The sequence below is a fragment of the Sporosarcina sp. P37 genome, from assembly GCF_002109365.1.
GTDB lineage: Bacteria > Bacillota > Bacilli > Bacillales_A > Planococcaceae > Sporosarcina.
Genome location: NZ_CP015349.1, coordinates 3,166,786 through 3,192,805, shown reverse-complemented (window position 1 = coordinate 3,192,805; position 26,020 = coordinate 3,166,786). Strand labels below are relative to the sequence as shown.

At 45.1% G+C, this 26,020-nt stretch carries 33 protein-coding genes; 5 read left to right on the top strand and 28 right to left on the bottom strand.

Annotation, left to right across the window (positions count from 1 at the left end; all coding sequences use genetic code 11):
• Window positions 1–546 precede the first annotated feature (546 nt).
• Window positions 547–2,811, top strand: a complete 2,265-nt coding sequence (locus SporoP37_RS16005) for an ATP-binding cassette domain-containing protein (RefSeq protein WP_085431520.1) — start codon at window positions 547–549, stop codon at window positions 2,809–2,811.
• Between the two features lie 45 nt (window positions 2,812–2,856).
• The gene (locus SporoP37_RS16000) at window positions 2,857–3,552 is read left to right on the top strand and encodes a DNA-3-methyladenine glycosylase family protein (protein WP_081244586.1); all 696 of its coding nucleotides are present in this window, start codon (window positions 2,857–2,859) and stop codon (window positions 3,550–3,552) included.
• Window positions 3,553–3,645: 93 nt separating this feature from the next.
• On the opposite strand, the gene gpsB is transcribed toward SporoP37_RS16000, so the two are convergent.
• The 3 genes from gpsB to SporoP37_RS15985 all read right to left on the bottom strand — a co-directional run bounded on the left by gpsB (window position 3,646) and on the right by SporoP37_RS15985 (window position 5,788).
• The gene (gene gpsB / locus SporoP37_RS15995; protein WP_081244585.1) at window positions 3,646–3,939 is read right to left on the bottom strand and encodes a cell division regulator GpsB; all 294 of its coding nucleotides are present in this window, start codon (window positions 3,937–3,939) and stop codon (window positions 3,646–3,648) included.
• Window positions 3,940–4,019: 80 nt separating this feature from the next.
• Entirely contained in the window at window positions 4,020–5,291 is a 1,272-nt protein-coding gene (locus tag SporoP37_RS15990) for a ribonuclease H-like domain-containing protein (RefSeq protein ID WP_085431518.1), read from the bottom strand.
• Between the two features lie 275 nt (window positions 5,292–5,566).
• Window positions 5,567–5,788, bottom strand: coding sequence for a transcriptional regulator (locus SporoP37_RS15985; RefSeq protein WP_081244582.1), 222 nt, complete (start codon window positions 5,786–5,788; stop codon window positions 5,567–5,569).
• 127 nt (window positions 5,789–5,915) lie between these two features.
• Between SporoP37_RS15985 and SporoP37_RS15980 the strand changes: the two genes are divergently transcribed.
• A complete protein-coding gene (locus SporoP37_RS15980) occupies window positions 5,916–6,362 on the top strand; it encodes a DUF4385 domain-containing protein (protein ID WP_085431516.1) in 447 nt (148 codons plus the stop codon).
• A gap of 51 nt (window positions 6,363–6,413) precedes the next feature.
• Here SporoP37_RS15980 and SporoP37_RS15975 read toward each other — a convergent pair whose 3' ends face one another.
• The gene (locus SporoP37_RS15975) at window positions 6,414–7,703 is read right to left on the bottom strand and encodes a DUF2254 domain-containing protein (RefSeq protein WP_158233564.1); all 1,290 of its coding nucleotides are present in this window, start codon (window positions 7,701–7,703) and stop codon (window positions 6,414–6,416) included.
• 185 nt (window positions 7,704–7,888) lie between these two features.
• Here SporoP37_RS15975 and SporoP37_RS15970 point away from each other — a divergent pair, with 185 nt between their 5' ends.
• Window positions 7,889–8,092 carry a helix-turn-helix transcriptional regulator gene (locus SporoP37_RS15970; protein WP_085431512.1) on the top strand — a complete coding sequence of 68 codons (204 nt, stop codon included), beginning with the start codon at window positions 7,889–7,891 and terminating at the stop codon, window positions 8,090–8,092.
• Window positions 8,092–8,772: a DUF3169 family protein gene (locus tag SporoP37_RS15965; protein ID WP_085431510.1), complete on the top strand. Its 681-nt coding sequence runs from the start codon at window positions 8,092–8,094 to the stop codon at window positions 8,770–8,772. Before SporoP37_RS15970 ends, SporoP37_RS15965 begins: the two co-directional genes overlap by 1 nt.
• 64 nt (window positions 8,773–8,836) lie before the next feature.
• On the opposite strand, the gene SporoP37_RS15960 is transcribed toward SporoP37_RS15965, so the two are convergent.
• The 24 genes from SporoP37_RS15960 to SporoP37_RS15845 form a co-directional block, all read right to left on the bottom strand.
• Window positions 8,837–9,205 carry a DUF488 domain-containing protein gene (locus SporoP37_RS15960; RefSeq protein ID WP_085431508.1) on the bottom strand — a complete coding sequence of 123 codons (369 nt, stop codon included), beginning with the start codon at window positions 9,203–9,205 and terminating at the stop codon, window positions 8,837–8,839.
• Window positions 9,206–9,301: 96 nt separating this feature from the next.
• Window positions 9,302–9,694: a Zn-binding domain-containing protein gene (locus SporoP37_RS15955; RefSeq protein WP_085431844.1), complete on the bottom strand. Its 393-nt coding sequence runs from the start codon at window positions 9,692–9,694 to the stop codon at window positions 9,302–9,304.
• A 93-nt stretch (window positions 9,695–9,787) separates the two neighbouring features.
• Window positions 9,788–10,537, bottom strand: a complete 750-nt coding sequence (locus SporoP37_RS15950) for an N-acetylmuramoyl-L-alanine amidase family protein (RefSeq protein WP_085431506.1) — start codon at window positions 10,535–10,537, stop codon at window positions 9,788–9,790.
• A gap of 17 nt (window positions 10,538–10,554) precedes the next feature.
• Window positions 10,555–11,379 (bottom strand): peptidoglycan DD-metalloendopeptidase family protein, encoded by an 825-nt coding sequence (locus tag SporoP37_RS15945; RefSeq protein ID WP_085431504.1) that lies wholly within the window; start codon window positions 11,377–11,379, stop codon window positions 10,555–10,557.
• Entirely contained in the window at window positions 11,379–11,648 is a 270-nt protein-coding gene (locus tag SporoP37_RS15940) for a phage holin (RefSeq protein WP_085431502.1), read from the bottom strand. The genes SporoP37_RS15945 and SporoP37_RS15940 overlap by 1 nt, the downstream gene beginning before the upstream one ends.
• Before the next feature lie 14 nt (window positions 11,649–11,662).
• Entirely contained in the window at window positions 11,663–12,028 is a 366-nt protein-coding gene (locus tag SporoP37_RS15935) for a hypothetical protein (protein WP_085431500.1), read from the bottom strand.
• 90 nt (window positions 12,029–12,118) lie between these two features.
• Window positions 12,119–13,114 (bottom strand): tyrosine-type recombinase/integrase, encoded by a 996-nt coding sequence (locus tag SporoP37_RS15930; protein WP_085431498.1) that lies wholly within the window; start codon window positions 13,112–13,114, stop codon window positions 12,119–12,121.
• 208 nt (window positions 13,115–13,322) lie between these two features.
• Window positions 13,323–13,517 carry a hypothetical protein gene (locus SporoP37_RS15925; RefSeq protein WP_085431496.1) on the bottom strand — a complete coding sequence of 65 codons (195 nt, stop codon included), beginning with the start codon at window positions 13,515–13,517 and terminating at the stop codon, window positions 13,323–13,325.
• Between the two features lie 37 nt (window positions 13,518–13,554).
• Entirely contained in the window at window positions 13,555–14,049 is a 495-nt protein-coding gene (locus SporoP37_RS15920; RefSeq protein ID WP_085431495.1) for a hypothetical protein, read from the bottom strand.
• 103 nt (window positions 14,050–14,152) lie between these two features.
• Window positions 14,153–14,746: a hypothetical protein gene (locus SporoP37_RS15915; protein WP_143565443.1), complete on the bottom strand. Its 594-nt coding sequence runs from the start codon at window positions 14,744–14,746 to the stop codon at window positions 14,153–14,155.
• Between the two features lie 54 nt (window positions 14,747–14,800).
• Window positions 14,801–14,953, bottom strand: a complete 153-nt coding sequence (locus tag SporoP37_RS15910; protein ID WP_085431491.1) for an XkdX family protein — start codon at window positions 14,951–14,953, stop codon at window positions 14,801–14,803.
• The gene (locus SporoP37_RS15905; protein WP_085431489.1) at window positions 14,954–15,163 is read right to left on the bottom strand and encodes a hypothetical protein; all 210 of its coding nucleotides are present in this window, start codon (window positions 15,161–15,163) and stop codon (window positions 14,954–14,956) included. It lies immediately after the preceding gene.
• Window positions 15,163–16,431, bottom strand: a complete 1,269-nt coding sequence (locus SporoP37_RS15900; RefSeq protein ID WP_085431487.1) for a hypothetical protein — start codon at window positions 16,429–16,431, stop codon at window positions 15,163–15,165. Before SporoP37_RS15900 ends, SporoP37_RS15905 begins: the two co-directional genes overlap by 1 nt.
• A 1-nt stretch (window position 16,432) precedes the next feature.
• Window positions 16,433–17,284, bottom strand: a complete 852-nt coding sequence (locus tag SporoP37_RS15895; RefSeq protein ID WP_157118662.1) for a hypothetical protein — start codon at window positions 17,282–17,284, stop codon at window positions 16,433–16,435.
• 10 nt (window positions 17,285–17,294) lie between these two features.
• Window positions 17,295–18,047 (bottom strand): phage tail protein I, encoded by a 753-nt coding sequence (locus tag SporoP37_RS15890; RefSeq protein WP_085431484.1) that lies wholly within the window; start codon window positions 18,045–18,047, stop codon window positions 17,295–17,297.
• A complete protein-coding gene (locus SporoP37_RS15885; protein ID WP_085431483.1) occupies window positions 18,040–19,158 on the bottom strand; it encodes a baseplate assembly protein in 1,119 nt (372 codons plus the stop codon). The genes SporoP37_RS15890 and SporoP37_RS15885 overlap by 8 nt, the downstream gene beginning before the upstream one ends.
• A complete protein-coding gene (locus SporoP37_RS15880) occupies window positions 19,145–19,432 on the bottom strand; it encodes a hypothetical protein (RefSeq protein ID WP_157118661.1) in 288 nt (95 codons plus the stop codon). Before SporoP37_RS15880 ends, SporoP37_RS15885 begins: the two co-directional genes overlap by 14 nt.
• A gap of 28 nt (window positions 19,433–19,460) precedes the next feature.
• Window positions 19,461–20,129: a phage tail protein gene (locus SporoP37_RS15875; RefSeq protein WP_085431479.1), complete on the bottom strand. Its 669-nt coding sequence runs from the start codon at window positions 20,127–20,129 to the stop codon at window positions 19,461–19,463.
• Entirely contained in the window at window positions 20,126–20,554 is a 429-nt protein-coding gene (locus tag SporoP37_RS15870) for a phage baseplate assembly protein V (protein ID WP_085431478.1), read from the bottom strand. The genes SporoP37_RS15875 and SporoP37_RS15870 overlap by 4 nt, the downstream gene beginning before the upstream one ends.
• Complete coding sequence (locus tag SporoP37_RS15865) at window positions 20,554–21,573, bottom strand: phage late control D family protein (protein ID WP_085431476.1); 1,020 nt, start codon at window positions 21,571–21,573, stop codon at window positions 20,554–20,556. Before SporoP37_RS15865 ends, SporoP37_RS15870 begins: the two co-directional genes overlap by 1 nt.
• Window positions 21,570–21,785 carry a tail protein X gene (locus SporoP37_RS15860; RefSeq protein WP_085431474.1) on the bottom strand — a complete coding sequence of 72 codons (216 nt, stop codon included), beginning with the start codon at window positions 21,783–21,785 and terminating at the stop codon, window positions 21,570–21,572. Before SporoP37_RS15860 ends, SporoP37_RS15865 begins: the two co-directional genes overlap by 4 nt.
• Complete coding sequence (locus SporoP37_RS15855; protein ID WP_085431472.1) at window positions 21,778–24,996, bottom strand: phage tail tape measure protein; 3,219 nt, start codon at window positions 24,994–24,996, stop codon at window positions 21,778–21,780. Before SporoP37_RS15855 ends, SporoP37_RS15860 begins: the two co-directional genes overlap by 8 nt.
• Window positions 24,997–25,140: 144 nt before the next feature.
• Window positions 25,141–25,476 (bottom strand): phage tail assembly protein, encoded by a 336-nt coding sequence (locus SporoP37_RS15850; protein WP_085431470.1) that lies wholly within the window; start codon window positions 25,474–25,476, stop codon window positions 25,141–25,143.
• A gap of 15 nt (window positions 25,477–25,491) precedes the next feature.
• Entirely contained in the window at window positions 25,492–26,016 is a 525-nt protein-coding gene (locus SporoP37_RS15845; RefSeq protein ID WP_085431468.1) for a phage major tail tube protein, read from the bottom strand.
• Between the last annotated feature and the right edge of the window lie 4 nt (window positions 26,017–26,020).

The following is a 26,020-nucleotide window of genomic DNA, read 5'->3' as shown; positions in this document are numbered from 1 at the left end:
TCGTGTTTGGGATTGATGCTCCAGCTGGGGACGCTTTCCGGAGGGCGTGGCTTGAGCCTCCTCGTCCGCTTCGCTTCCTGCGGGGTCTCAAGACGCACGCTGATCCTCCCGGAGTCGCCCCAGCTTCCGCTTCAATCCTACGCAGAAAGTGGATGGATGTATATCACTCACAGGAGGTATAGTATTAATTATTATTGTCTTTGAACCTATTTAAGTTCAAGGTCAGTTCAAAAGATTACAACACTAACTTCAATGATTTTAATAAGTATCATCCAATCACGATGCTAGGGATTGGAGCGTAGGAGGGGCGACTCCCGGAGGATCAGCCCGACAGGTGAGACCACTAAAGGAGCATAGCGACTAGGGGGGCTCACTGCGGGCCCTCGGGAACGCGTCCCCTCCGAAGCGCAAATCCCCACCCCAACACCCCCGCCAGCTTCTCCCCCTCACCTACCCCAACAACCCCTAATTTCCAAGTGTAACTTCATTAAAACAGGGAATTGATGTAGCAGAATGGAATATGTACAGATGAAGGAGGATGCTGAAATGTCAGGAACTAAGGATGAGATTATTTTAAGAGGACTTTCTGAGAATAATTTAAAAAATATAGATTTGAACTTGCCGAAGGAGGAAATTACGGTTTTCACCGGGCTTTCGGGGTCTGGAAAGAGTTCTGTCGTATTTGATACGCTGGCAACCGAAAGCAGGCGGCAGATGACGCTGAATTATCCTCTTTATGTGAGAAATCAGATGCCGCGCTATGAAAGGCCGCGTGCTGATCTGATGCAGCACTTAAGTCCGGTTATCGTAGTGGAACAAAAACCTGCAGGCGGCAATTCACGTTCAACGGTCGGCACGTATATGGACATTCACCCATTGATCCGGCTGCTATTCTCCCGGATAGGCACTCCGCCGATTGGTTCCGCCACAGACTTTTCCAGTCAAAGTTCATTTGGGAAATGCCCTGAATGCAACGGCTTCGGTGAAGTTGTATATCCGGATTTACATAAAATCATTGATCTGGACAAATCATTGCGTGAGTACGCTGTAAAGTTTCAGCCGTTGTCTCCTTCAGGGTGGCAGGGCAGGTGGATGATGACAGGCGGATTATTTGATCCGGACCTCCCAATTAAAGATTATCCCGAAGAACAGTACAATCTGTTAATCTACGGACCTCCCGAAGGTGAACGGGTCTTTGCACCGTTCCATACTAAAGACGGACCGCATGATCACGAGTGGGATGGCTTGTTGCCAAGATTCGTGCGGCTGTATATCAACCGGGATATTACAAAACTTAAACAGACTTCACAGGAGGACGTCCTGGCTGTATCAACACATACTATATGTCCGACTTGCCATGGTTCCGGCCTGAACCCTGAAGTATTGAAATGTAAAATAAACGGCTTGAACATTGCAGAGTATGATCAGCTGGAACTGACAGAGCTGCTTCTGGAATTAGAAAAGATAGATGACCCGCTTGGCGAATCTATCGCTCGGCAGGCTATTCCGAATGTTCAGCAGCTGATTGACCTCGGGCTTGGCTATTTAAGTTTATCAAGAAAAATGGGAACACTGTCTGGCGGTGAGGCGCAGCGGGTGAAAATCGCCAGACACTTAGGCAGCAGCTTGAACAATATTACGTATATTTTCGATGAGCCGAGCGCCGGTCTTCATCCTGAAGAAGTGGACATGCTCATCGATATGCTGGAAAGCCTGAAAGCCAACCATAATACAGTAATTGTGATTGAACATGATTTGTCGGTCATTAAAGTTGCCGATGAAATAGTAGAAATGGGCCCCGGCGCGGGTGCAGCTGGCGGTAAAGTGGTCTATCAGGGTAAGCCTGACGGATTGAAGCACACCTCCGCTCTGACGAATCTGGATCATAAGCTGCAAATCAATCCCCAGCCGCGCAAATCCCATGATTATTTCAAACTCAATAAAGCCGTGAACAATAACTTAAAAGATGTCAGCATTGCTATCCCTAAAAATGTCCTGGTATCTGTCTGCGGCGTTTCGGGATCAGGCAAGAGTTCCCTTTTACTTGAAGCGTTTTCGGCAAAATATCCTGACACCATCAAAGTCAGCCAAGGACGCATTGGAATCTCCAGCCGTTCCACACTGGCGACCTATATGGGAATCATGGATGATATCCGGCAAATCCTTGCGAAAGAAACGGGACAGCCCGCCGGTTTATTCAGCTTCAATTCACTGGGCGCCTGTCCGGTATGTAAAGGGAAAGGAGTGACTGCGCCTGACGTCGCATTTGCAGATCCTGTGACCGTTGTATGTGAAGCATGCGGCGGGTTGAGATATTCAGATGAGGCACTTTCGTATCAGTACAAAGGCAAAAACATAGCAGAAATTTTAGAACTGACAGTGGATGAAGCGGCTGAATACTTTGTCATGCCGAAAATCCTGAAAAGAATGGATATGCTGCAGGAAGTAGGTTTAGGTTATCTGACATTAGGCCAGACCACGAGTTCATTAAGCGGCGGTGAAATTCAGCGGCTCAAACTTGCAAGCCATCTGCAAAACGAAGGGCAAACATACTTGCTCGACGAACCGTCGTTAGGGTTGCATATGAGCGATAACGGAAAGCTGCTGGATTTATTCCAGAAGCTGGTAAACAGAGGGAATTCGGTTATTATTATCGAGCATAACCTGGACTTTATCGCAGCCAGCGACTGGGTAATTGAGTTAGGTCCTGGAGGGGGCAAACGCGGCGGGAATATATTATTTGAAGGTACGCCAAAAGAGATGCTGTCTGCAGATACATTGACGGCTAAATGGCTGAAAAAGAGTGTCTGATTGACTGGTCTATGCCAAAGGACTTGAAGATGGGAGTGGAGTTAATTGAGTACGCTTTATATTCATACAGAAGATCAGCGGGTCAAAAGTATATGTGAAAGAGATGCAGCGATGAAACAGCTGATTTCGCTAGTGGGAGATCTCAAAATCCCTTTGCGTTCGGATTATCTTTCGTCGATTGTCCGTTCTATCATTGGACAGCAAATCTCCGTCAGTGCAGCCAGCGCAATTTACGGGCGGCTGCTTGAATTGCTTGGCGGCAGTATTACTGTTAAGGGATTACTGGATACTTCTAATGAAGAGCTGAGGCAAGCGGGGTTAACTGTCAGAAAAGCTGAATATGTGAAAGACTTGGCTGAAAAAATCACAGCAAATGAACTCGACCTCGAAAATATTGCAGACTATGATGACGCGTCTGTGATGAAACAGTTAATCAGTGTTAAAGGAATCGGTAAGTGGACAGCGGAAATGTTTCTCATCCTGTCGCTTGGACGCGAAGATATACTCGCTGTAGATGATGTAGGTATACAGCGTGCTGCCAAATGGCTGTACGGAGCAGATCAATCAGAGCGCCGCCAAATACTTATTGACAAGTCACCTCTTTGGGCTCCCTACCGTTCGATCGTCTCTCATTATCTGTGGGAAGCGATTCACCTGGGGTTTGTCAGCGATTACGACTCGATCGATCAGGTGCTGCAGTCCAAACAGATGGAATTGCCGGGAGACCATGGGAAATTCTGAAGTTACGAAAAGAACCGCCGCTAAAAAGTGCGATTGGCACCTTTTGCGGCGGTTTCTTTATAGATGCTGTAAATTTCCTGTCGTCTTGAAATTTTACTCTTCAACCAATTTATCGCCAAATACTTCTCTTTCCAGATTAGCGATACGCTGAATAATATCAATATTGGTAGTTTGAGGTGCAGGTGTGGCGGACCGTCTCTGAGAGGAATTCACTTCTGCTTTCAGTCTAGTATTCTCTTCCTGAAGGCGCGCAACTTCCTTTTTGAAAGTTTCATAGTCCTGAATCACATCATCGAGGAACCAGTCTACTTCTTCTTGCTTATAGCCTCTAATGGCCTGTTTAAATTCTTTTTCTAAGATTGTTTTCGTATCGAGCTTTAATTCCATGACAAAACGTCCTTCCGTCTATGATTCCATAAGGTCATTATAGCATATGTTGTCATTCTTTGTCTTACTCCAAAAGACCATTATTCCTCGCGTGTCGCTTCTTGCGCTTGCCCAGGAAATAATTTACGGGTGATCCGTATTTCCCGCTTGGCCAATGATTTCGTCATTCGGTCGAAGAAGCGTTTAGTAAAGTCATTTGGCTGCTTCAACAGTGTTTTCGCGCTGATAATGCGCTCGTAGGCCAGCTGGAAGTTTTTCATCTGATGCTCATATAATTTCGCAAGTTCTTCAAATGCCAGGAGCTGCTCCCTGCCGCTTCCATATAAAGAGACAATTTCAAATGACTGAACCGCACGTTCATATTCCTTATTGCGCTTTAGTAAAAGACCTAAATGATAATGTGTTAACGGATAGCTGGACCCGTAGGTTTCCGCGATTCGCTGTAATTCCTTGTAGCTGTGATCCGTTAAACCAAGATCTTGAAACCATTTGGCGATATTCGTTGCAACTTGTGCATTCTGCTGACTTTCTTCCTCCATGATGATATCAGATGACAGACTGAACAGCGTCACAAGCGACAGGATATCCCATTCATTATGCCACATGACTTTCATCAGTATTTCTGCACGGCCATTTTTCACCGCATCCTGATAGATGATCGGCGCCATATGACCCGGAATATCGTCTTTCCGGTGAAATCCGAGCTGCATTTTTTCGACTTCTGCCAATTTAAATGAATCCATCTGACCTTTCCATATACGCCGTGATCCATGCAGCAGATCGATCTGATGAGGCACAGGCAGCGGCGGCAGCTGGTTCCGGTGCAGCGACCAGCGTGTCTGCAGCTGAGGAAAGTCAAAACTCTTTCCATTATACGTCACGAGTGTGAGCCCTTCTTTCCACAAACCGGACGCATAAAGGAACGCCGCTTCGTGATCAGGATTCGGCAGCACATATTGTGTCATGACAAATTCATCGGACGTCAACTCCAATAGACCGATCAGGAAAATAACAGCCCCTGCACCTTTCAAACCTGTCGTCTCCGTATCAAAAAACAGCAGTTTACCTGATTCCGGTGATAAAGGATGCGCATAGTCAGCTTCTGACCACTTCAAGAGCTTCTGCTTAATATCACCCAGCCGAAAATCTCCATGCATCATCTCCAACGGATAATGTACGACACGTTTATAGACGATCCCCAAGTCATTTTCGATTTTTTCCATACCGGTTGTCAGCCAGCGCTTTTCATAACGGGGCGCCGGCGGTTTCGTGAAGATCTCTTTCGCTTCCTGAACTACAGCCGTCTTCTTCACCAGCGACTTCATCGCCATTAATTTCTTCTCATAAGACATGACGATTCAGCTCATCTATCTGTTCCTGCGTTTGTGGGCTATCCACTATATGCCGAACCTCTATCGCATAGAACGGCAGAAAATTATTTTCATACATATATTGCAACATTCTCATTTCACCTCAAAAGTGATTGTACTGATATGGATTATACATGATTTTCGGAAATCATAGGTGAAATGAACATTGCGGGAAGGATCAGACGATTCTCAGCTCATAAAAAATGATGCATCCGTCAGCATGGATACATCACACCAGCTTTTCTATACACTACCAGTTACCCCGTAACCGTCTCTCTCGCTTTAACCGGAACAACAGCCAATACATTGTCGATCAGGAAAGTCCGTTTGGAATGACGAAGAAAACAATACGCACTAAATGTTTTATGATGGACGCTGAGGACACGAATTTTCCGTTTGCTGATCGAACCATCCTTCGCCAAATACATTACTTCCAGAACATCCCCATACTGAAAAGCCTTCTCCAATGATTTACGCACATTTGCTCCCCCCTCTTTGCTTCAGTATAAAGAATGTACGTTCTGTTGTAAAGAGTTTAACACGGCATTCACAACGTTTTTTCTTTTTCAGCGAGGGGTACAGTAATTGAATAAAGGAGTGACTTCTATGTCTTTTAATTACGATTTGGATTACAGCACTTTAGACTTACGCAAACACCCCGAACTGTATCGGGTCGGCAAAGGCGAACAAGGAGTCTTATTAGTAGAGCCTTATAAAAGCGAGATTTTGCCGCATTGGCGTTTTAAGACACCTGACATAGCGAAAGAGTCCGCCGATACAATTTATGGAATGTTTGAGGAATACCGAAAGAATGACGACTTTGTCGGAATGGATATGGCTCGGAAATTCATACAAATGGGGTACACACGTGCACGCCGGTATGCCAATCATAAAAGCGGACGGAAGTATAATGAGGACGGCACAGTAAAAGAGCGGGAACTGGACCCCGTGAAAGCGGAGTCTGCAGCAATTTTCAAAGAGCGATGGGATACGATTCGTGAAGATGAAGACTATATTAAACGAAAGAAAGCTCATCAAAAAGCATATGGCTGATAGGGAGTAAAAAGCGATGAACGTCTTACGCAGAAGACATTCATCGCTTTTTTAGGCTGTCAGAACGTGAAGCAGTTCCCTCTTCTCTTCCAGTCTAGAAGAATCCAACGGCTCAAGTACTTCATGTGTAAAATGATTCCACACATAATTACTCATTTGAAATACTAGTTTTTTTGACTTTTCATCTTTAGAAGTGCGTGCGATATACAAAAGAGAATCGAATAAGGCATTCAGAACACTCGCATCCTCCTTGCCGTAATAACTGATCTGGCTATATGCCGAATAAAAATAATCGTCTGCTTTCGGATACATCGCCATCAGGCACGGCTTGTTTTCTTTTGTATATGTAACGGCGATTCCGCCAGGCAGAAGAGATGCCCTCTGTAATACTTCGCCGATCGAATGAATACAACGGATTGCCGTATTCGGATCATTGATTCCGGGTGACAGCGCACGCAAAGCAATCTCCACCAGTTTTTCGATTCCATATTCCACATCCTGTAAAATCGAACGTTCCTCCCCCAGTGAGAAGTGGGAGGATAGGTCTTTCGCGGATACTTCTTGTTCAGAATATATCGTTGCCAACACCGAGTGGGTTCCGCAAAATGCTCCGATCGGCTTTACTACATCTACGATTGCATCCTGGCCGACCGCCCATTCCGTCAGCTTTTTGTACTCAATATATTGTATGTATCCAAAGGTTCCGCTCTTTATTTCCGTAACGAATGGAAAACTTTGCACGAAAAACGGTTTTTCATCACTCCAGACAACGGCGTTTTCCTGCATTCCTTTCTTTTCACTTTTCAGCGCTTCAATCACATCATTAGCCAATTCACGAATCAATCGACTGACCTGTACCGATGTTCCGACATTATGGATAAAAAATGCAAAGTATGCCAGACAGATGACCGCAAGCAAGACACCGACAGAGGCTGAAATAACTTCGTGATCAATGGACGCTTTCCGCATAAATAACAGGGACAGGATGGTATAGACAAATCCTCCCATGAAGATTCCCAATACGCGCTGTGTCGATAATTTATTGAGAAAATTTTGAAGAGCTCGAGGCGAAAACTGGGACGAGTACATCGTCAGTACAACCATAATTGTCGAAAACGTCACGGTCGTCATGGTCAGCAATGCGCCTGACAGCGTTCCTAAAATCGTTTGTGCCAAATCCACCGATGTCCGGAAATAGGAAGGTGTGTATGCTTTCAGTTCATAATTGTACCGTGTATCTATCAGTACCATGCCAAGTGCCAGCAACGATGCGATAGCTGTATAGACGCTTGGTATGAACCAAATACTTTCACGCATTCTCACAAGTATTCGTTTGAACATAGGCATCGCTCTCCTCTCCTTGGCAGCTGAATCTTTCTGTTCATACTGTACCCTGTATCACGGCCTGATAATCGTTTTAAAAAGACTCTGGTGAAACTATATATGACATTTAAATTAGTCAATTTGACAAATATACTTGTCAAAACGAAGTATATTCATTACAATAATTTCAAGAGGTGAGGCTAGTGAGAACACGATTGAAAGAATTGCGTGCGCGAGACGGGCTCAATCAGACAGAATTGGCAAAGCGTGCAAAAGTGTCCAGGCAAACCATCAGCTTAATAGAACGGGAGGAATTCGTACCTTCCCTGCTTATAGCAAAACGCATCGCGAATATTTTTAATGAGACGATTGAAAATATTTTTATTTTTGATGAGGAGGAATTGTAATGAAAATGGTAATTTGGACGTTGATTGGAGCCGCCATAGGTGTCTTCGGAATGAATGCTGTATTGTCTTTTGATTCCACAGCAGGTTTCCCGCCGATAGGTTTTGAAGCGGACATAGTATTGCTTGCGATTACAGTGATCCTATTGATATTCAGTACAGTCAGTATGGTGCAGATGAAGAAAAAATCACAACTGGACTTGACAGGTGACAAGGAAGACGAACGTGATGTCTGGCAGTACAAACGGTTCAGCGATGTCAGTTTATGCACTGCAGCCGCTCTTGTTTTAAGTATCCTGGCCGCCGCTGTAGCAATCATCACTGTTCAGCCCGCATGGATACTGATTATTTCTGGTGTCGCCTTCATGGTATCGGCTATTCTCTCTGTTTTCAGCTCCGGTCTGGTGAACTCCTTATATCCAGAACGTAACTTACCTTCCCCATCCGATAAAAATTATGCAGAAAAACTTCTGGCGGCTTCCGATGAAGGAGAACAGTTCGTTATGCTGCAAGGTTTGTACAAAACTTTTAGTACGATGAACCTTACATTATTGATGGCTTTACTGGTGTTCATTGGCTATTCCGTCATTACGGGAGATTCCCAGTTATTCTCTATTTTCGTCATAGGTCTCGTATTAATTGGGACGAACGCACAGTATTTGATTACGATTCGCAATAAATAACAAAGGCTATGTAATATAAGATCGCTATCCAGGAGGGTTATTTCTCTGGACAGCGGTCTTTTCATCATACTAGCTGATGATCCAATATTTCTTTCAGGACGACAGCCTGATTATTCTTTTCATCCTTTGCTCCATAGACAAGCGTTACGTTTTTCTTATGCTTCACCGTCCACTCTTTCAGCTTTTCCAGCTCTTCCTGCTGCTCGTCATTCTTCTCCAGTTCCTCTTTATACTTTTTCTTAAATTCGTCGAACTTGTCAGGATCATGATCGAACCATTGACGAAGCCCTTTACTCGGTCCCACTTGTTTCAGCCATTCGTCTACTTGTGCATCTTCTTTACTTACTCCGCGTGGCCATGCACGATCCACTAGGACACGAAGTCCGTCTGCTTTCTTCGCTTGATCATATACCCGCTTAATTTGTACTGGCATGTTGATCTCCTCCTTTATCTTGTCTTTCTCTGTCCTATTACCCTCATTTAGAAAAAATAAAAGAGAGCCGAAGCCAAAAGCTCCAACTCTCCCATATCACTTCGCCAACTCCGCCAGCAAGCTATGCGCCCGATGTTTATTATCTTTCTGCCCTGCTTCCTGCGCCCCAATACAAACCGGACAGCCATGTTCACAAAGGCATTCCGCCACATGATCTGCAGCAAGCGTCAGCAGCTCCCTCCACCGCGGATATATATTCTCACTTAATCCTATGCCTCCCGGGTAGCTGTCATAAATAAAGAATGTCGGCCGCTCCATATGAATTGCCTTCACTTGCGGGACAACGTGAATGTCAGTACGGTCACATTTAATAAACAGCGGCACTAAAGACTGGATCGCATACGCGGCAGCAGTCATCGCATCGGTCAGTTCAGACTTTTCCCAGTCATCCGGCACATCAAACGTCAGCCACGTTCCTGATGTATGCATTTCTTCAGCAGGCAATGAAATTGGACCGGAACCAATATTGTCGTGTGTATCGAATTTTATTTTAATGAAGTATAGTTTGAACGCTTGTCAAAATTACTTTCTTAAGTCAGTAACGACCTTCATTATAACACTGGCGAACTGCTCCCGTGTCATATTTTCTTTAGGACGTTCACCGTTCATGTACCCTTTTTCCTTCGCCCAATCCCAACCTGTCTTATGTGACGGGCTCGGTGTGTTTGTCGGTTGCTTAGGTTTACTCACTGCAGCCACTTCCTTTCCTGCTTTTAATTTCAAACCAAAATGTGATACCAAACCTTGAGCGATGGCTGCACCTTGCGCTCGAAGCTTACTGTCATCACGCAGTGCATCGATATCAGTAGTGCTGTCCATAAAACCGCCCTCCGTCAAAATTGCCGGCATATTGGATTCACGGACCATGTGTAGATTCAAGCTTTTTACTCCACGATCACGCAGCTCCATTGCCCTTACAATACGCGGATTAATATTAGCAGCCAACTGCTTGGACGCTTTGCTGGCACCCGGATAAACATACGTCTCAACGCCTCCCCAGCTTCCCCACTTCGCCGTATTGGCGTTATGGTGGATAGAGACAAGCGCGTCAGCTTTCCAATTGTTTGCCTTGTTCGTCCGCGTCCTTAGCGGCACGTCAGTTTTGCCTGTTGGATCGTCAAGCCGAAGAATCTCCACGCCTTCATACTTCTGTAGTTCTGCCTGGCAGGCTATCAGCACCTTACTGTTAAATGACCACTCACGCTCATCGTCTGGCGAGCGCTTGCCTGGCGTATACAGTCCGTGCCCTGCATCTAGTGCTATTTTAACCACTTGATCAGCTCCTATCTTTACAATGATTTGTACAGCTCAACTGCAGCTGCAATGATCAGACCGACAAGGTCGCCATCCTCTTTATCTCGTGTCTTCCAATCTTCACTGTAGCCTTGATCTATGGCCATTTTAATTGCAATTTCTTGCTGAGCGCGACTACCGATAAAGGTTTCCACCAGTCTTCGAGATGTGCCACTTGTAAACGTCAGTGTAAGAGTAGACGTAGCAGACGCCGGCTTTGAGTCAGATGCTACCTGCTTTGCAACATCAGCTTTAAGCGCCGCGTGCGTCGCGTGTCCAGCATAGCCATCAGCAGTCAGGCCGCGGTCTTTTTGGTACTGAGTAACAGCGGCTTTCATTTCTTGGCCATAATAACCGTCCACGTCTAATTTATAGCCCAGCTTAACTAAAAGTCCCTGTTGTTCCTCAGTAAGCGGATCTTTAAAGTATAAAAGCGGGTCTCGCTTTTTCGTGAAATCATCTGTGTATTTGCCTCTGACAATCTCGAAATGCAGATGCACGCCAGTAGCGCTGCCTGTTCGCCCTTTCTTACCGATTACCTGCCCCTGTTCAACTGTTTGCAGATATTTAACACTCGTACTTGCCAGGTGGCTGTAGCTGGTCGTGTCACCGTTAGAATGCCTGATCAGTACAAAGTTACCTGCAGTGTCGGAATAACCGACTTGCGCAACCCTGCCGGACGCTGCAGCCCATACACGGTTATCGTCAGCGCTGCCGATGTCCACGCCTTGGTGAGCCTTTACTACGCCCTCTTTTGGGTGCTTACGTGCAGGTGCGAAAAAGGAAGTAATATAGCCGTTTGTCGGCTTGATGTATGACATTATTTATCCCCTTTCTTCCGCGGCTTATCGTAATTCATTGCCTGGTCGCTGTCGTCGACGCCGTCAGTTGTATGGTCCACTACAATACCTAGAATCACTAACAGACCAAATACTGCATTAATAAAGTTAGTCGCTTCTTCCCCAATCAGGTCTGCAGCCAGTTCATAACCGAACCATCCGGTAACAATCTGTAAGACCAACAAAAAAGCCGGCACCAGGGCCAGCCAGAAGAACTTATTTTTTGCTCGTACTTTCCAATTCACCTTCATCACATTTCCTCCTATCATTTTATCATCTGAATAACGGCGGTGATGCCGCCCACCAGACCACCTGAACCTGCCAATCCACCTACAATACCAATCACAATTTTCTCCCGAGTACTCAAACGCTTAAGTGTGATTTTTTCATCTACCTTGATGACATCACGTTCCGTCTTTAGTTTAGCTCGGTCGGTTTCGAAATAGTGATCTACGAATTTATTCAAAATATTTCTCGTTTCTTGACCATCTTTCATAACAGTCAGCTCCATATTAGTTTGGGAAGATTTTATTTCTGTGACTTGACGGTTGTAATCAAGCTGTGCTTTCTCCACCTCGGCCAACCGGGGTAATATGTCTTGATGTATTAAATCATCATGTTCTTTGAGCATAGTTTGCTCCTCCTCTGTCTGCGTCATCGCTCACCCCACACCCTTTTTCTCCAAAATAAAAAACGCCCGGTGAAGGACGTTTCCATAAATTTATTGAACCAAAAACTTTTTATGCTGCTCCCTTTTACGTTCATCAGATAAAACAGCGTAGCCTTGCGTTGTGCTTGGGTCACTATGACCGAGTAAATGCTGCACGGCCACGATATCTGCTCCGTTGTTAAGTGTCAGCGTAGCGAAGGTGTGCCGCAGTGTATGCGGACTCACCTTTTTCTCTAGGCCGGCCAACTTCGCAATCAGCCCTATTTCCCGCTGGATGGCACGCTTTGACAATCGCCTGTGCGGTTTCCTTTCGGTCACCATCAAGGCCTCTTCACTGTCGGTACGACCCATCAAATACTTGCGAAGGTGATACATGGCTTTGAAGCTTAAATACACCTCACGTTCTTTATTGCCTTTACCTATGACTGAACTGCTCATAGACTGATAGTTAATATCCGATTTATTCAGATCGTGAATTTCTGTTAGGCGGCAGCCGGTAGCGTATAGCACTTCTAAAAATGCTCGCTGTCGATCCGTTACGCATGCTTCACGCATCATTTCAAGTTCTTCTATAGAGAGCGCCTTTGGCACCCGCTTTTCTTTCTTAGGCGGCTTCAGCTTGGCTGTCGGATCGCGAAGTAATATTTCTTCCGCGGTCAGCCAGCCGAAGAATGATTTGAGTACAGATAACTTTTTACTGACCGAGCTCATTTTCAAATGCTCAAATTGCGCCAGGAACACTCGAATGTCAGCAGCGCTGATATCTTCGGTGCGCTTCTTCACTTTATCGGCGAAAATCTTTAAATCTAGTCCATAGCTGTCCAGTGTGATTGGACTCAAGCCGTCTAGCTTTTTCGAAGACAGAAACAAAGAAATCTTCTCATGTAGATCTGGATGCACCTCATCGCTTTCTACCCTTTTGACGTGGTACTTGGAAATCAGAGCAGATAGTTTACTCTTTGTCTTCTCCACATCAATTGGTACCAATTCCGACACAAAACCGACCAGTTCCGAAATCAACATTTCACCAGCTGTGTACGTATTCATATTCTATTCTCCTCCAGGAAGGATGTATTTCGCTTTAGGAGTCTGCCTGCAATAGAAAAGAAGCAGGCACGCACTCCTGGGTGCGTTAGCGACCAGATGATCAGTCCGGTCTACCTGCTTCCAACTTAACATAACATACTGTACACCACAACAAAAGAGAAAGAATGTTCTGTTTAAAAAAGGATACTATAATCGCCCTTTAATAGATTCATCGTTTTCTAGCTACCATAACTTCACTACCAATATTCTCAACTGAAAATTCGCGAGGATTGAACTTAATCAATTGACCCTCTTTGGCTCTTTGTTCGACACCCTCTTCGAACCACCTGCGGACTGCTTCCAATCCATTATTAGCCTGCACAATAGACTTTTCATTATTCCACTTTATTAAAAAGTAATCCACACCTATTCCTCCTTTCTATAGTAATTAATAGAATCCCCTAGTAATTCTTTCTAGCTTCTGCGTATATCGCTTTGAAGTAATATTCTTTTTGCTTTTTAAGCTCATCAAACTTTTTTTTGACGACTTCCAACTCTTCGGAAGTACGTATTTCGACTTTTTTCTCAAAATAATTTTCACATTCACGTAAATACTTAGTTGTCGCTACAACCAGATTATCACTATAGAAATTAACTAACATCTCCAACCTGAATTTGCTTTCTTCAAATTGCTTGCGGTACAGTGCACTATTTTCTGCCGCTTCATTCCTGGCAGAGACGGAGTACACAGGAGGAAATGCTGGCCGTCTTCCCTCAAGGCCATTTTCAAGCAAATCAAATATTCTTAATGCCATCGTGTAGATCTCTTCGAAATTCTTTCGATTAAATTCTATTTTGGCTGTCCGCCTGCTCTGCCAAGAATTAAAAAATGTTGCTGCCAGTGTAATCAACCCGCCGATGGCAGCGCCTATAACTGCCCAAAATGCATCAGACAAAACATAATCCCTCCCTGTTACTGTTCTATTCGACAGAGAGGGCATATAACCTGCTTATTGTTGCGCATTAGCGACCGAATGCGACTAAAAGCATTGCGCAGAGTTACTCCTCATCAGTAGATGTCGATTCTTTATCAAGCTCTTCTTTTATCTCTCTTTCAAGTCGCTTTGCATATTCGAATTTTTTTAACATAATACTAGTTGCGAATATCCTTAATTGAATCCAAATTCCTGCGATCGCGATTCTAAACTTAGTATCATCATCTAATTCACCATTCGATAGTTCAATCATTTTTACATCGGCTTTGTGATTCTCTAACACCCATCCGCTTAGCCCTGACTTTAAGTCCTGGTAATAATCACTGCTGCTTTCGTATTCCAATTTATGAGCAAAGTTATTTCTAACATCATTTAATTTTGATATAGCATCAAATAAATGCTTATCCATAACTCCTAAACTATACAGCAAGCTCAATTTTCTTTTAAAAACCTGATTTACAATACTCTCCGAATGCAAAACCATTACAGGTAATATCTCATTTAATTCTTTTTCGGCATACAAGTGAAGTCTTAATGTCGCCACTAGCGTACTTTCATGTCTAACTTCTTTATAAATTGCCTTCTTTTGCACTTCACTGTCAAGCAATTCTGCATTGATTCTATCTAGAATCCTGCTGCGTAATTCCAAATCATCCATCAAAGACATCTCCCCCTTTCATTACACAGTTCGACAGAAGAGGAAAGAAGCCCTTTATTTCTTATCAGCTACAAACTTATCGCCAGTAATCTCCTTATACTGAGCTTCCGTAATCTTGCCGGATTCAACAAAGACTTTCACCATATCCTTCGTATAAAAACGCGGGTAATATGACTTTGCCACATTGAAATAGTAATCCTCAAACATTTACAGCACTCCCTTTTCGATTAATTGGAACACAAGACCCGCCTGCTGCTCCTGGATATTCTCAATTTGCATGTCTTTTTCAACCAAAGAAAAAGAGAGGAAAGCATTCTCTCTCTCCAAGCGTGCCATTTTTTCTTCGGGCGTTTCCTCGCCAAACACATCTTCCAATGGTCCAAGCGTGCCGTCAGGCAATCGTTTACGTCGTCTCATCAGCTAAGCACCCCCGAAATCTTTTTGATGGTCGCGACTGCTGCGGAATCAGTACGGTTGTAGATGATTTTCAAGATGATATCTGTTTTCTGTGCAGCATCCTGATAGGCAAACTCATCCTCCTGCAGGCCTTCTTTAGGCGCTGTGTTGGTTCGCGGAAGAGTGACAAAGTTTTCCGGCTCACCATCGTTAGTCATGGAGATTTCTGCAGTAACGGCCAGGTCGCCCAGTTGCCGTTCGATCCATAGGAGTATCTTCTGCGAAGATTCGGTTGGTGGATTGATTTTATACAGACCAACCGCCTCATTGATCGGCACTGCATCGTGCGTTTTACGGATGGTTAGCACCTTGGAGGTAAAGGCATCATAGGTATCAGTCGCCTTAATAGTGATCGTGTTAGCACCTATCCTCAAGTCCTTCAGCGCGATGTTAAACGCCCATGCTCCCGACTTGCCCGTATAGACCTCAACCGGCTCCTGATCATTGACCTGCATGGTGACGACTATGTCATTGTTGTCCAAATCCTCGACGGAGCCGTTGACGTTGATGACGTCGCTGTTGATTAGCTTTGACTTAGCTGCAATTGGATCAACCTTTAAAGTCGGGGGTCTATTCGGTACAACATAAAATGTGCGGGTGATGACTTCCGATTTGCCACCGTTGCCGTCCTCCGCCCAAAAAGAAATAGTATGCGGTTGATCTTTGCTTAGTAAGCTTGTCAGAGCTGTTTTGCCGTCTTTAAGGATACCCTCCGAGTAGGTCAGTTCCTTCGAAAAAGAAATTGGTGAGCTGCCGTCTGAAATTGCAGAATGTAGGTTTCGAACTGAGCCGCTGTTTATTTGATATTTTACTGTTATTACATCACCAACGTCAGTATCCTTAGTTGTGCCTTCGGCTATTAAAATTTCCTTTTCATAAAGTGTAATACTATTGTCCGTCGAAATATTGATTTCGGGATTGGTATTTTTCGATTTCCTTTCAAAAGTAAATGTACGGTAACTTTTACCGATGGTGCTAGTATTTACACTAAACCCACTCTTATGGTCCTCGTCTTTCATTTCGTAAGAAAATAACTCTTCTCCCGATTCACTCAAAATACGTGCTCTGTAAAAGTATTTATCTGTGTCTATTGTTGAAAGATCGGTGTTTGGATAGGTTTCAAAAGTCCAATAATAGTAATTCGATTTTGTCGGTCTCTTATAATAAAAACTGTGACCTGTAAACCCATCTAAGAAATAGCTTTTAGATTTTACAACTTCCCATGTCAAATCAGTTCACCCCCCCAACAGAATAAGTTCCCCAGCACGGAAACTTAATCGCTTGATTTTCCTTATCGACTACCGCCGTACTTCGTGCAATCGTTGCGCCTTTCTTAAAAGCATGAACCAACTGCTCAACCGTAATCTGTCCATCGCCAACAGCCGTCACCATCAACGTCTCTTGATTCTGATCATCCATGATGATCACCTCAGTTTGAGGCTTAAATGTACCTTTTGTCATGACGATCGGAAGAGTTAACGTGCCAGCCACCACATCCTCTGTTAAATCAGCAGAATCATTCAAGAAAGTTAAGCGGGAAGGTTCACCGTCAAATTTATCAAAGAATGTCCCCTTATTTGACTCCGGCACCCGCCCATCAATTTCTGACTGAATGATAAGGCGTTCTATTTTGCGCGTCCATTCATCGAAATCCGCCTTGCTGACATAGCCGTCCGTTTCGATGTTAGCGTGGATCTCCATTGCGTTGCCGATAATGATGACCAAGTCAAACTGATGATTGACGAGTGTCGTGCCGCCGGCTGGTGGGAGGTAGTCCGGTGTAGTGGCCGTTGTCACGCCATATAGAATCTCACCTACATTCGGATCTTGTGCGAACAGACCAATTTCATACACAAACAAGCCCTGTTCCAAACCAATATTTGTGATATGCGTACGAATTCGACAGAGCCCGTCACCCTCCGCTTTGATGCTGTTAATGCTGAGGTCCTTCTTCGGACGAACCAAATCGTTCAGCTCATCATACGTGCCGCTGCCCTGACCATCGCCAATCTTGACGCGTGTGAAAACAAGCTTCGTTCCCGCTTCTGCTTTCGCTTGCAGGTCACGACCTTTCTTGGTCAAAATCATGCCTTCATAATTCGCCAAATCTACTCACTCCTTTAGGATATATTTTCGTTTGCTGCCAATAGGAAAATGCCCCGCCATACGTCTTACTGAGCTGTGCTTCAGCAATTGTAAAGGGAGGCATTTCAATTTTTGTCTTATCGTATTTTGCGACTAATGCGCCATAGTGGATACTCGTCTGCAGGTCCGGCAGCTCGAATTTCGGCGGCTGGATGTTGGTGATCTGGTAGCCCGACACCGCGCCGCCTATATTCAATCCTAAATCCATTTTGCGTCTCACTGTGATGTCTTCCAGCCAAGACCTAGTATTCTTCGATTCATGGATGATAGACGTCAGATTTTTTATGTTTATATCTGCAGCTAATGATTGTTCAGTAATAACACGAAAATGATATGGTTTTCCACCATAGTTAAACCATTCATCCACTATCCCATCACCGAAGATTTTCTTAACAGAGGTATCTACAGCACTTGGCGTTCCCTTTTTTCTATGATGACTAATAGACGTTTTAATAACTGATTTTTTTATTTGATTTGGCCATTTGGAATCATAGAGGTCCACGTGCTTTTCATAAGCAAGCAAGTCCAGCAGCTGTTCCGGCACTTGATCAATATCCACCAGATTAAAAATCGCTTCAGCTTCTCGGTATGCCATTTTCAACTGATTCTCTGCGGCTTCGGCCATTGCAACCAACACTGGATCTTGTCTAAGGCTATACGGCAGCAGTTTTAAAAGAACATTTTCTTGGACCTTAACCATCAGCAAGACCTCTGAAATTTATAGCAGCTGACGTTTCTTTAGCAACACTTAGCTTGTCAACTTCTATAAACATCGGTGTGTTGACAGAGACACGAGAAGCCCCTGCTTGCTTCAAGCGCGCAATGAGTTCAGAGAAATCTACGTCTCTGCCCATTTTCGATCGCTGCCAAATCAAGTAGTCTTCATACGCCTGCTCTACCTGTTGTTCGATAATGGAGGATACTGAAGCATTGGAATCTGCAATCCAATATTCTACTTCTGAAGTATAAGCTACAACGGTCGGCGCGCTGATTCGAACAAAATCAGTAAGCGGCCGCACTTTACGATCCATCAATATAGATTGCACAAGCTCGATTTCTTCCTGTTCCGGTAATCGTCCGTTTTTCATAAGCAATCGGACATCCACAATACCGGGCTCTGAGGAATCAACTTGGACGTCAGATATGTTCTGACTCGCCGCTTTCGCCCAATAAATATATGCACCATCAGGGCCTGCAACCGAAAAGCTCTCTGGTGCCAAACGTATCCTTTCAGCGTATGCATCGTCATCTTCTTCCTCAGCACCGCCGGCAGAGATGGTTGTATTCTGTACATGCTTTACATATGGCAATGGCTCTACCAGAATAGTGATCTCGCCTGGCAGAAAGTCATTCCCGATATCACCTGGCTGCGTACAGACAGCGCCTACAGTAAACAGCTGTACCCCTTTAGGTACCAGCCTGTCTTCAGTTGTCTCGAAGTAAATATCTTCACCCACCAGAAAGCGTGTCCCGGTCGGGATGGAAAGGGTATCCACGCGGTCTTCTTCCAGGCTGAAGGCCATGGTAGTGTTGGAAAACTTTGCAGGCAGCCGCTCAGTCGACATTTCCACTCCCATATGATTCAGCATGTTGTCCTCTGCATAAGATAACCGGTTCTGCCGCAGACTATGTTCCAAGTTATTGCGTTCAATAGAAATATAAGCAGCCAGTCCCTGCAGGAATTTACGGCGGGGATCCGCCCGCTGCAGTGTCAGTTGTGTTTTCTCCTCCACATGCATAAGCATCTCTCGCTCAATTACTTCAGGAGCTTTCTCTAGAAAATAAAGATCAGGCAAATTAAAGCGGCTCATTTATACTCACCTTCACTTTCGGTACCAATTTACCTTTTATGCCATCGCCGTCGAAAAGCACCTCAGTAACAATAGCTCTCGGTTCGAATGTATGGATAATTTCTGTAAGCTGGGAAGCTATCCGGGCCTTAGCAAGATGGATTGGTGAATCAATCTCCATCTTCCAACCGAATGCTCTGTCCAACGGGCAACTCATATATGGCGTAGCCATAATAAAAGCGACATTCTGCAGCACTTCCTCTGCACCTGTCGCTCCGAATTTGATATGTTTCATTGGTTCTACAATATAAGAATCCATGTCTTCACCCTTTCTTAAGTGAAGAATATGCCTTGTTCGCTGAAATATATTTACCGCCCCCAAGGGAGTGCCAACCATTTTTCGTGCTGATAACTTTCAACTTATCACCCTTGTAGGCATAGCCAATCACCTTGTTTTTCACGCCTGGTCCACTTCTGATATGTATGGATTTAGCTGTGATGGTAATCGTTTCGAGCTGCTTTGAGTTTGTCTTGCTAGTAGAGTTCGTTTTCGTATTGGAAGTAGTTTTCTTCACTTCCACCTTGTCCTCTACATATTCTTTCAGTTTCACGGTAACTTCAGCAGACAGAAGATTTCCCGATTGATCAATATTTTTCATCGCTTCGGTAATCTCAGTGATGATGAACTTATAACGGGAAATAGGCTTGCTTCCCAAAATGAAATGTGCAGCTTTTCCGCTGTCATTCATTTTATTCAGCTTCTCAATTTCTTTGATTGGATTGACTCCGTTTTCCGCACGCAATAATACTCTATAACTGACATCGGAAAGACCGGCTCCTTCGAATTCGAGCTTCGGTTTCTTGCCATGGATCTCATGCTCAGACCATCGCGACTTATTGCTGCGCTCCATATCATGAAAAGATAGGAGTTTTTTTGGAGAAACCTCAAATATGACTTCTCCGAAACTGCCGATAATGGCCAATGTTCTCACCCGCTTCCTTTAGGAGTCAGAGTTCCAGTATTGGACAGCATTTGGCCATTCACCGTAACGATATTGCCGGCACCACTCCGGATGTGAATATCACCTACTATATCAAGCGACAGTGTATGACTGACGGTGTCATACTCGATCAAGCTCCCATCTTCATATGCTTTCACATACTTGCTCGGGTCGTTGCGTGGTGGCTCCGTTTCTTCTGAATAAAAGGAGCCTAATATAAACCCTTCCGTCTCTTTTGTGAATAGACAAAGGACGTGCTCGCCGACGCTCGGCATGGAATAATGCTTGGTTTTCAAAGTTTGGGAAAACACCATACGGAGCGGAGCAGATACCTTACCATCGAGTTCCTCAAATTTGACCCTGGCTGTTGCATTCGCCGGGTCGATCACTACTACTTCACCTACCTGAACGCGCATCAATATCCCTCCAAGCACCGGCGCAGATCTAGCGTCATTTTATCTTTATGGTGAGTCGCTTTGGTAACGATATACTTGCCGTTCAAACTCCCAAAGTCACTCAGATTAAACGTCATACCCGCGTCGATATGCATCTTGCTCAAGACTATCAGATTAACAGTCGTTGCATTTTTATTGGCTTCCCGAAGCCGTTTTTTTGCCAGCTTATTTGCTTCAGCTACAGACTTTACTTCATCTTTAATGATGAGGGTACGGCCCACTTTTGGTGCTTTCGAAGGAACGAATGTAGCTTTGATTGTCTTCTTCTTACCAGCAGAATGTGACTGGACGCGGCTGTCTTTGTAGAGACCGCTTAAAGTGGTTTTAAAGCTCCAGTCTTCCACTTCTATCTTGTCTGTATCCCGGCTGCGCCGTCTGATCGTGTCAACGATAGGTTTTGCTTCATAATCCGCTTCATCTAAGATGACGATAGAATGATTGGAGAGTTTTAGACAGAGCCCCTCGTCTTTACAGAGACGATGCAAAAAAGCGAGGTCGGTTTCGGACTCCTGCTCATACCTATCCTTTTTGGGATTGTCTTTTGACTCCCAATGAAGTTTTAATTTATTCGCTTTCGCAATATCACCAGCAACTTGTTTCAGTGTAGCTTTTTCCCAAGCTTTCGACTTGTACTGACCACGAATTGATGTGGATTCCGGCACACTTAATGCTTTGATCGTCATGCGTGTACCGTTACTCCTGCCATCCAGCTCATCGACCTCGAACTTCCCGAGTTTTGTTTTTATTAATTCATTGGACCAGTATCGGCGCACCAAGACGACTTCTAAAAGAGAACCCTTAGAAGGGAACCAGTCATTCAGCCATTTAACCAGCGCATCCTGCACAACAATCTGCAAGTCATCTATCTCGCCGCTCAAATTATCGGTATATGTCCAATCAATTAAGTCGTCTCCGAGCTCGTCCGTCAATGTTTTATGGTTGTATCGGATGGAAAGCTCGGTTCTTCTGGCGTTTGTCATAACTCATCCTCCTCTCCAAGCCAGGAGGGGCGATCTGTATAGATGGCATCGTCAATTTCAGGTACCTCTAACTGTTCGCCGCCTGAAAAGATGACCACTTCGCGATATAGAGGGTTAGCTTCCAATAAAAGAGGAAGTAAGTATTCACTTCCCCACAGTTTAAAAGCAATGAGATCCCAAGTTTCGCCCTGCGTCACGTTATATTTATCCATCAAAGCTCACTCTTTTCCCGCCCCCTCCACCGCTTGGCAGTGGGACACTGTTAATTCTTGCTTCCAAGTTCCCTAGCGCTGCAACGACGCGCTGACTGGCTGCAGGAATTCCTGATAAAGAACTAATCCAGCCAGACGCCTGGCTAATTCTTGCAGCTAGATTAGACATGTTGCTTGATGCCAAACCGGCACTAGCCCGCAAAGGAACAAACAGCCCGTTCAGCATACCGCCTGCCTGTCCTATATAGGAAGTCAGCAATGACATGCTATGCGTAGTCATCGTGGTGCTTGTCTGTAAGCCGGAAAAGGAACCGTACATCATACCGCTCGCCTGGCTTGTATAAGTGGCCAGAAGTGACATGCTGTGCGCTGTTATTTCTGCATTGGATTGCAGTGAAGCGAAGGGTCCGTAAATCATTCCACTGGCGCGGCTCGTATATGTTGCGAGAAGCGACATGCTATGCGCCGTCAATTCTGCATTGGATTGCAGCGAAGCGAACGAACCGTATATCATACCGCTTGCTTGGCTTGTATAGGTCGTCAGTAATGACATACTGTGCGCAGTCATATCAGCATTTGATTGTAAAGAAGACATGGAGCCATACAGCATTCCACTGGCCTCACCAAGAATCATTGCTAAGGCAGAAATGTTATGTGCAGTGGCATTTGAACTCTCTTGCAAAGCAGCAAATGAAGTCTGCATGGTACCGCCAGCTTGTTCAATATGACTTGCAAATGCAGTCATACTTTGGCCTGCTGCACTCGTCCCTGTCTGTAACTCCGTCATACTGGCAGTACTGGCAGTTAACGAGGCAGCCAGTTCATTCGCAGCGGCATTAAGTGCAGCGCTGTCAAACGACGTTGACTCTGACGGATTCCCTGCTGAAGGAGCAGGCGGTCCTGCTGTCGCTTTTTCAGATTTCCCTCCGTCTCCCCGCGCGGTATCAACCGCTTTGCCACCCAACCATTTGCCGCCGATATAACCGCCGATCCCGCCGATCAACCCGCCGACAGCCGTACCGATTCCAGGAGCAACTGCTGTGCCGATTGCCGCGCCAAGCTTTCCTCCGCCGAGTGTTCCCGCAAGGCCACCCGCCGCTTCTCCGCCCGCTTTAGCTTTGTCTTTTGATTTGATGACATTAAAAGCTTCATTCGCAAAAGCTAGAGGCAGCATAGCTTTGCTCCCTATCTTCGCTATCTTGCCGGCTAATTTGCCTCCGCCGCTCAATAGACTTTTACCCGTATTCTTCACAATGTTTTTAGGAGCAGGAGCGGCTTTTGCTGTTTGCTTGGTTTTTGCAGCCTTTCTTTCCTGGACGACGGGCTGGGAAGCCACTGCTTTTGATTTTGTTTTCTTTGATCCTTTTTGCTTCTTTTCTTTCGTCTTGCCAGATGAAACAGGAGCAGTATCCTGCATCGCTTTTGCGGCTGCCTTCGATTTCTTGACGCTGCGCGACTCCACAGCCCAACGTCCGGCACCAATAGCACCTTTCACCATAGCTCCGCCGCCGAGCATCCATCCAGCAGCACCTAAACCAAGCGCTCCGCCGATGTTTCCTTCTCCCATTGCTTCAAGGGAGCCGCCCACTGCGCCTTTAAATGCATTCCACCAGGACTTGGCAGCAATCTCACCAAGCGTGGTGAATACCCTACCCATCATCTCCCCGCCGCTGCCAGCTAACCACTCTTCCGCCTTACCCATTGCAGTTTCCAATGAATAGACAATCTTGTCACCCAAGTCCATATCGCCGAATATCTCTTGACGTTCATAATAGCGCTTCAGCTCTTCTTGATATTCCTTGAGCTCTTCATGGCTATACTTTACACCAGCTTGCATTTCGGGTTTTTTCAATGAAAAGGGTTCGAATACATCCCCTAGTGCTTTAGCTGTCCGTTCACCTACAGATTCAATTTCACCTGTTTTCCCGTCCAGCATGCCTCCAATTCCGTCAAACAAATCTTGAAAAACCGGAAGAATAGGTTTCATCAGCTTGATTTGAGCAGTTTCTACTGAAGCTTGGAGCAACTTTAGGGAACCAGCATAATTGTCCACCATTTCAGCAGACATCTTCGCGGCGGCGCCATCTGCAGTTTCAAGATCTTTAGTCAGCCCTCGTAATTTGTCGGATCCGCCTTCAAGCAATATAGCCCAATGCTTGTAAGCCTCTGCTCCGAAAAGGGTAGTCAAAGCCGCGGAACGCTGCTTGTCAGATAAGCCATCGAACCCTTTCTCTAGCGAAGCTATCACATCAGGCATGCTTTTCATTTTGTCATCAGCATCAAAGAACTCGATATTGAGCTCCTTCATTTTCTTTCTCATTTCACGAGTCGGTTTAGATAAGCGGGAAACTGATGATGCGAATGCCTGGCCAGCGATAGAACCTTTCAAACCACTATCAGCCATTACCATCGCAGCAGCTGAAGTTTCTTCAAGTGACCATTTCATTTGGTTGGAAATCGGTGCTGCGTACTTCATCATATCGCCCATTTGCTCAACGTTCGTGTTTGCATTTGCTTGAGCATAGGCAAACACGTCAGCCGCATGGCCAGCTTCCATTGCTTTCATGCCGAATGCAGACATGGTGTCTGATGTAATGTCAGCCGCTCTACCTAAATCCAAATTACCTGCAGCTGCCAGATTGAGCATACCAGGCATACCAGCCATGATCTCTTTAGACTTCCAACCCGCCAAGGCTAAATACTCCATCCCTTGTCCAGCCTGTGTAGCTGTGAAAATGGATGACTTGGATAGCTCTAACGCGAAATCATCCATCTTAGCTAACTCTTTTTTAGTCGCACCAGAGACAGCACCTACTTTAGACATCTGGGCTTCATAGCTGGCTGCTGTTTTAACAGAACTGCCTATAGCCACTGCAGCAGCTGCTGTAGCTCCAACTGCAGCTATTCTTGCGGTAGCCTTAACTTTATTGACGCCGTTATTAAGCATAGTGCTGACTGCTTTGGTGCGTCTCATATCGCCTTCCAACTTGCGGAGTTCGCTTCGTACTTTCTTGGTTTCAGCGGCGTATTGAGACTGGTGAATATTCCCCTTCGAGAACTCACGGCCTAAACGGGATAACTCCCTCTTCGCAGCCAGTGATTTCTTCTTTAGGTCGTCCACTTCACCAGATGCCCTTTTAAACGAGGCGCCGAGAGAACTTCCGACTTTCCCGGCAATTTCGATTGTCATTTCCATTGCCTTTTTAGCCATTGTCTTCTCCCTCCTCGTCGGCTGAAGCAGCAATCCATAGTTTTAAATCAGCTAAGGTCTGTTCCTGCCAAAAAGTAATCGGTGTATAGGAAAAAGAAGAGAGCCGCAGAAACGTTTTTCTAAACGCCTGGGCTCCCTCGTCTCCTACCACCGGATGAAAAAATTACGGACTTGTAGCATAACCTCCAAAAATTCCGGTGCGAACATCTTATTCAAATCATCCGGCAGAATACCCGTTGCCCGGGATGCCAGTTTTAAAAGTACTTCTTGATTAAAAATATTGTCAAAGCCCGCAGGATGGCCTTCCATACGTAGCTCCTGATCAATGCTTAAAATATCGGTTCCTTTCATGCTGGAAAAATCCAGCGTCATCTCGCTGATTTCCTTGCCATCAACCTTAATCGGTTTTTTTAACGGCATATGGATTACCGTTTGTTCCTCCTGCACTGTTTCGTTTGTCGTATTTTTCACTTCATTCATGTCTATTTCCTCCCTTTACATTCCAAGTGCAGCGCGAAGATCAGCCAGCACGTCTTTGCCATCCACTTTATAAATATAATTTGTCCGGTCATACTCAAGAAGCGTTTCCTGGTCGCTTTCCACTTTTACATACAGAACTTCGATTTCTGAAGAACCGTCATACGGGCTTCCTTTTGCGGCCTTTCCAAGATCGTGCTTTACAACGTTCCCGATCACAAGCACACGATTAGCAATAAACGTATGTTTTGCAGCATTCGAATCATAGCGCTGATCCGCCAGTCGGCAATCAACCTTGATAGTTTCTTGCTTATAGAAATCCGTCATTTTTTTATCAATCGTCGAAGTCCAGTTGATTGTCAGTTTCGCAGACTGCATATGACCGATGTTTGGTGATTCGTACTCACCGAGCACTCCTGCAGCATTGATAGTCTCCGTCATTGCGTCCAGAGAAGGCAATTGCAGATCTGCAATGCCTTTATATTCCGGACTGTCATTGACGTATACACGTGAATCATTCATTTTTTCTGGAATAATACTCATAAGT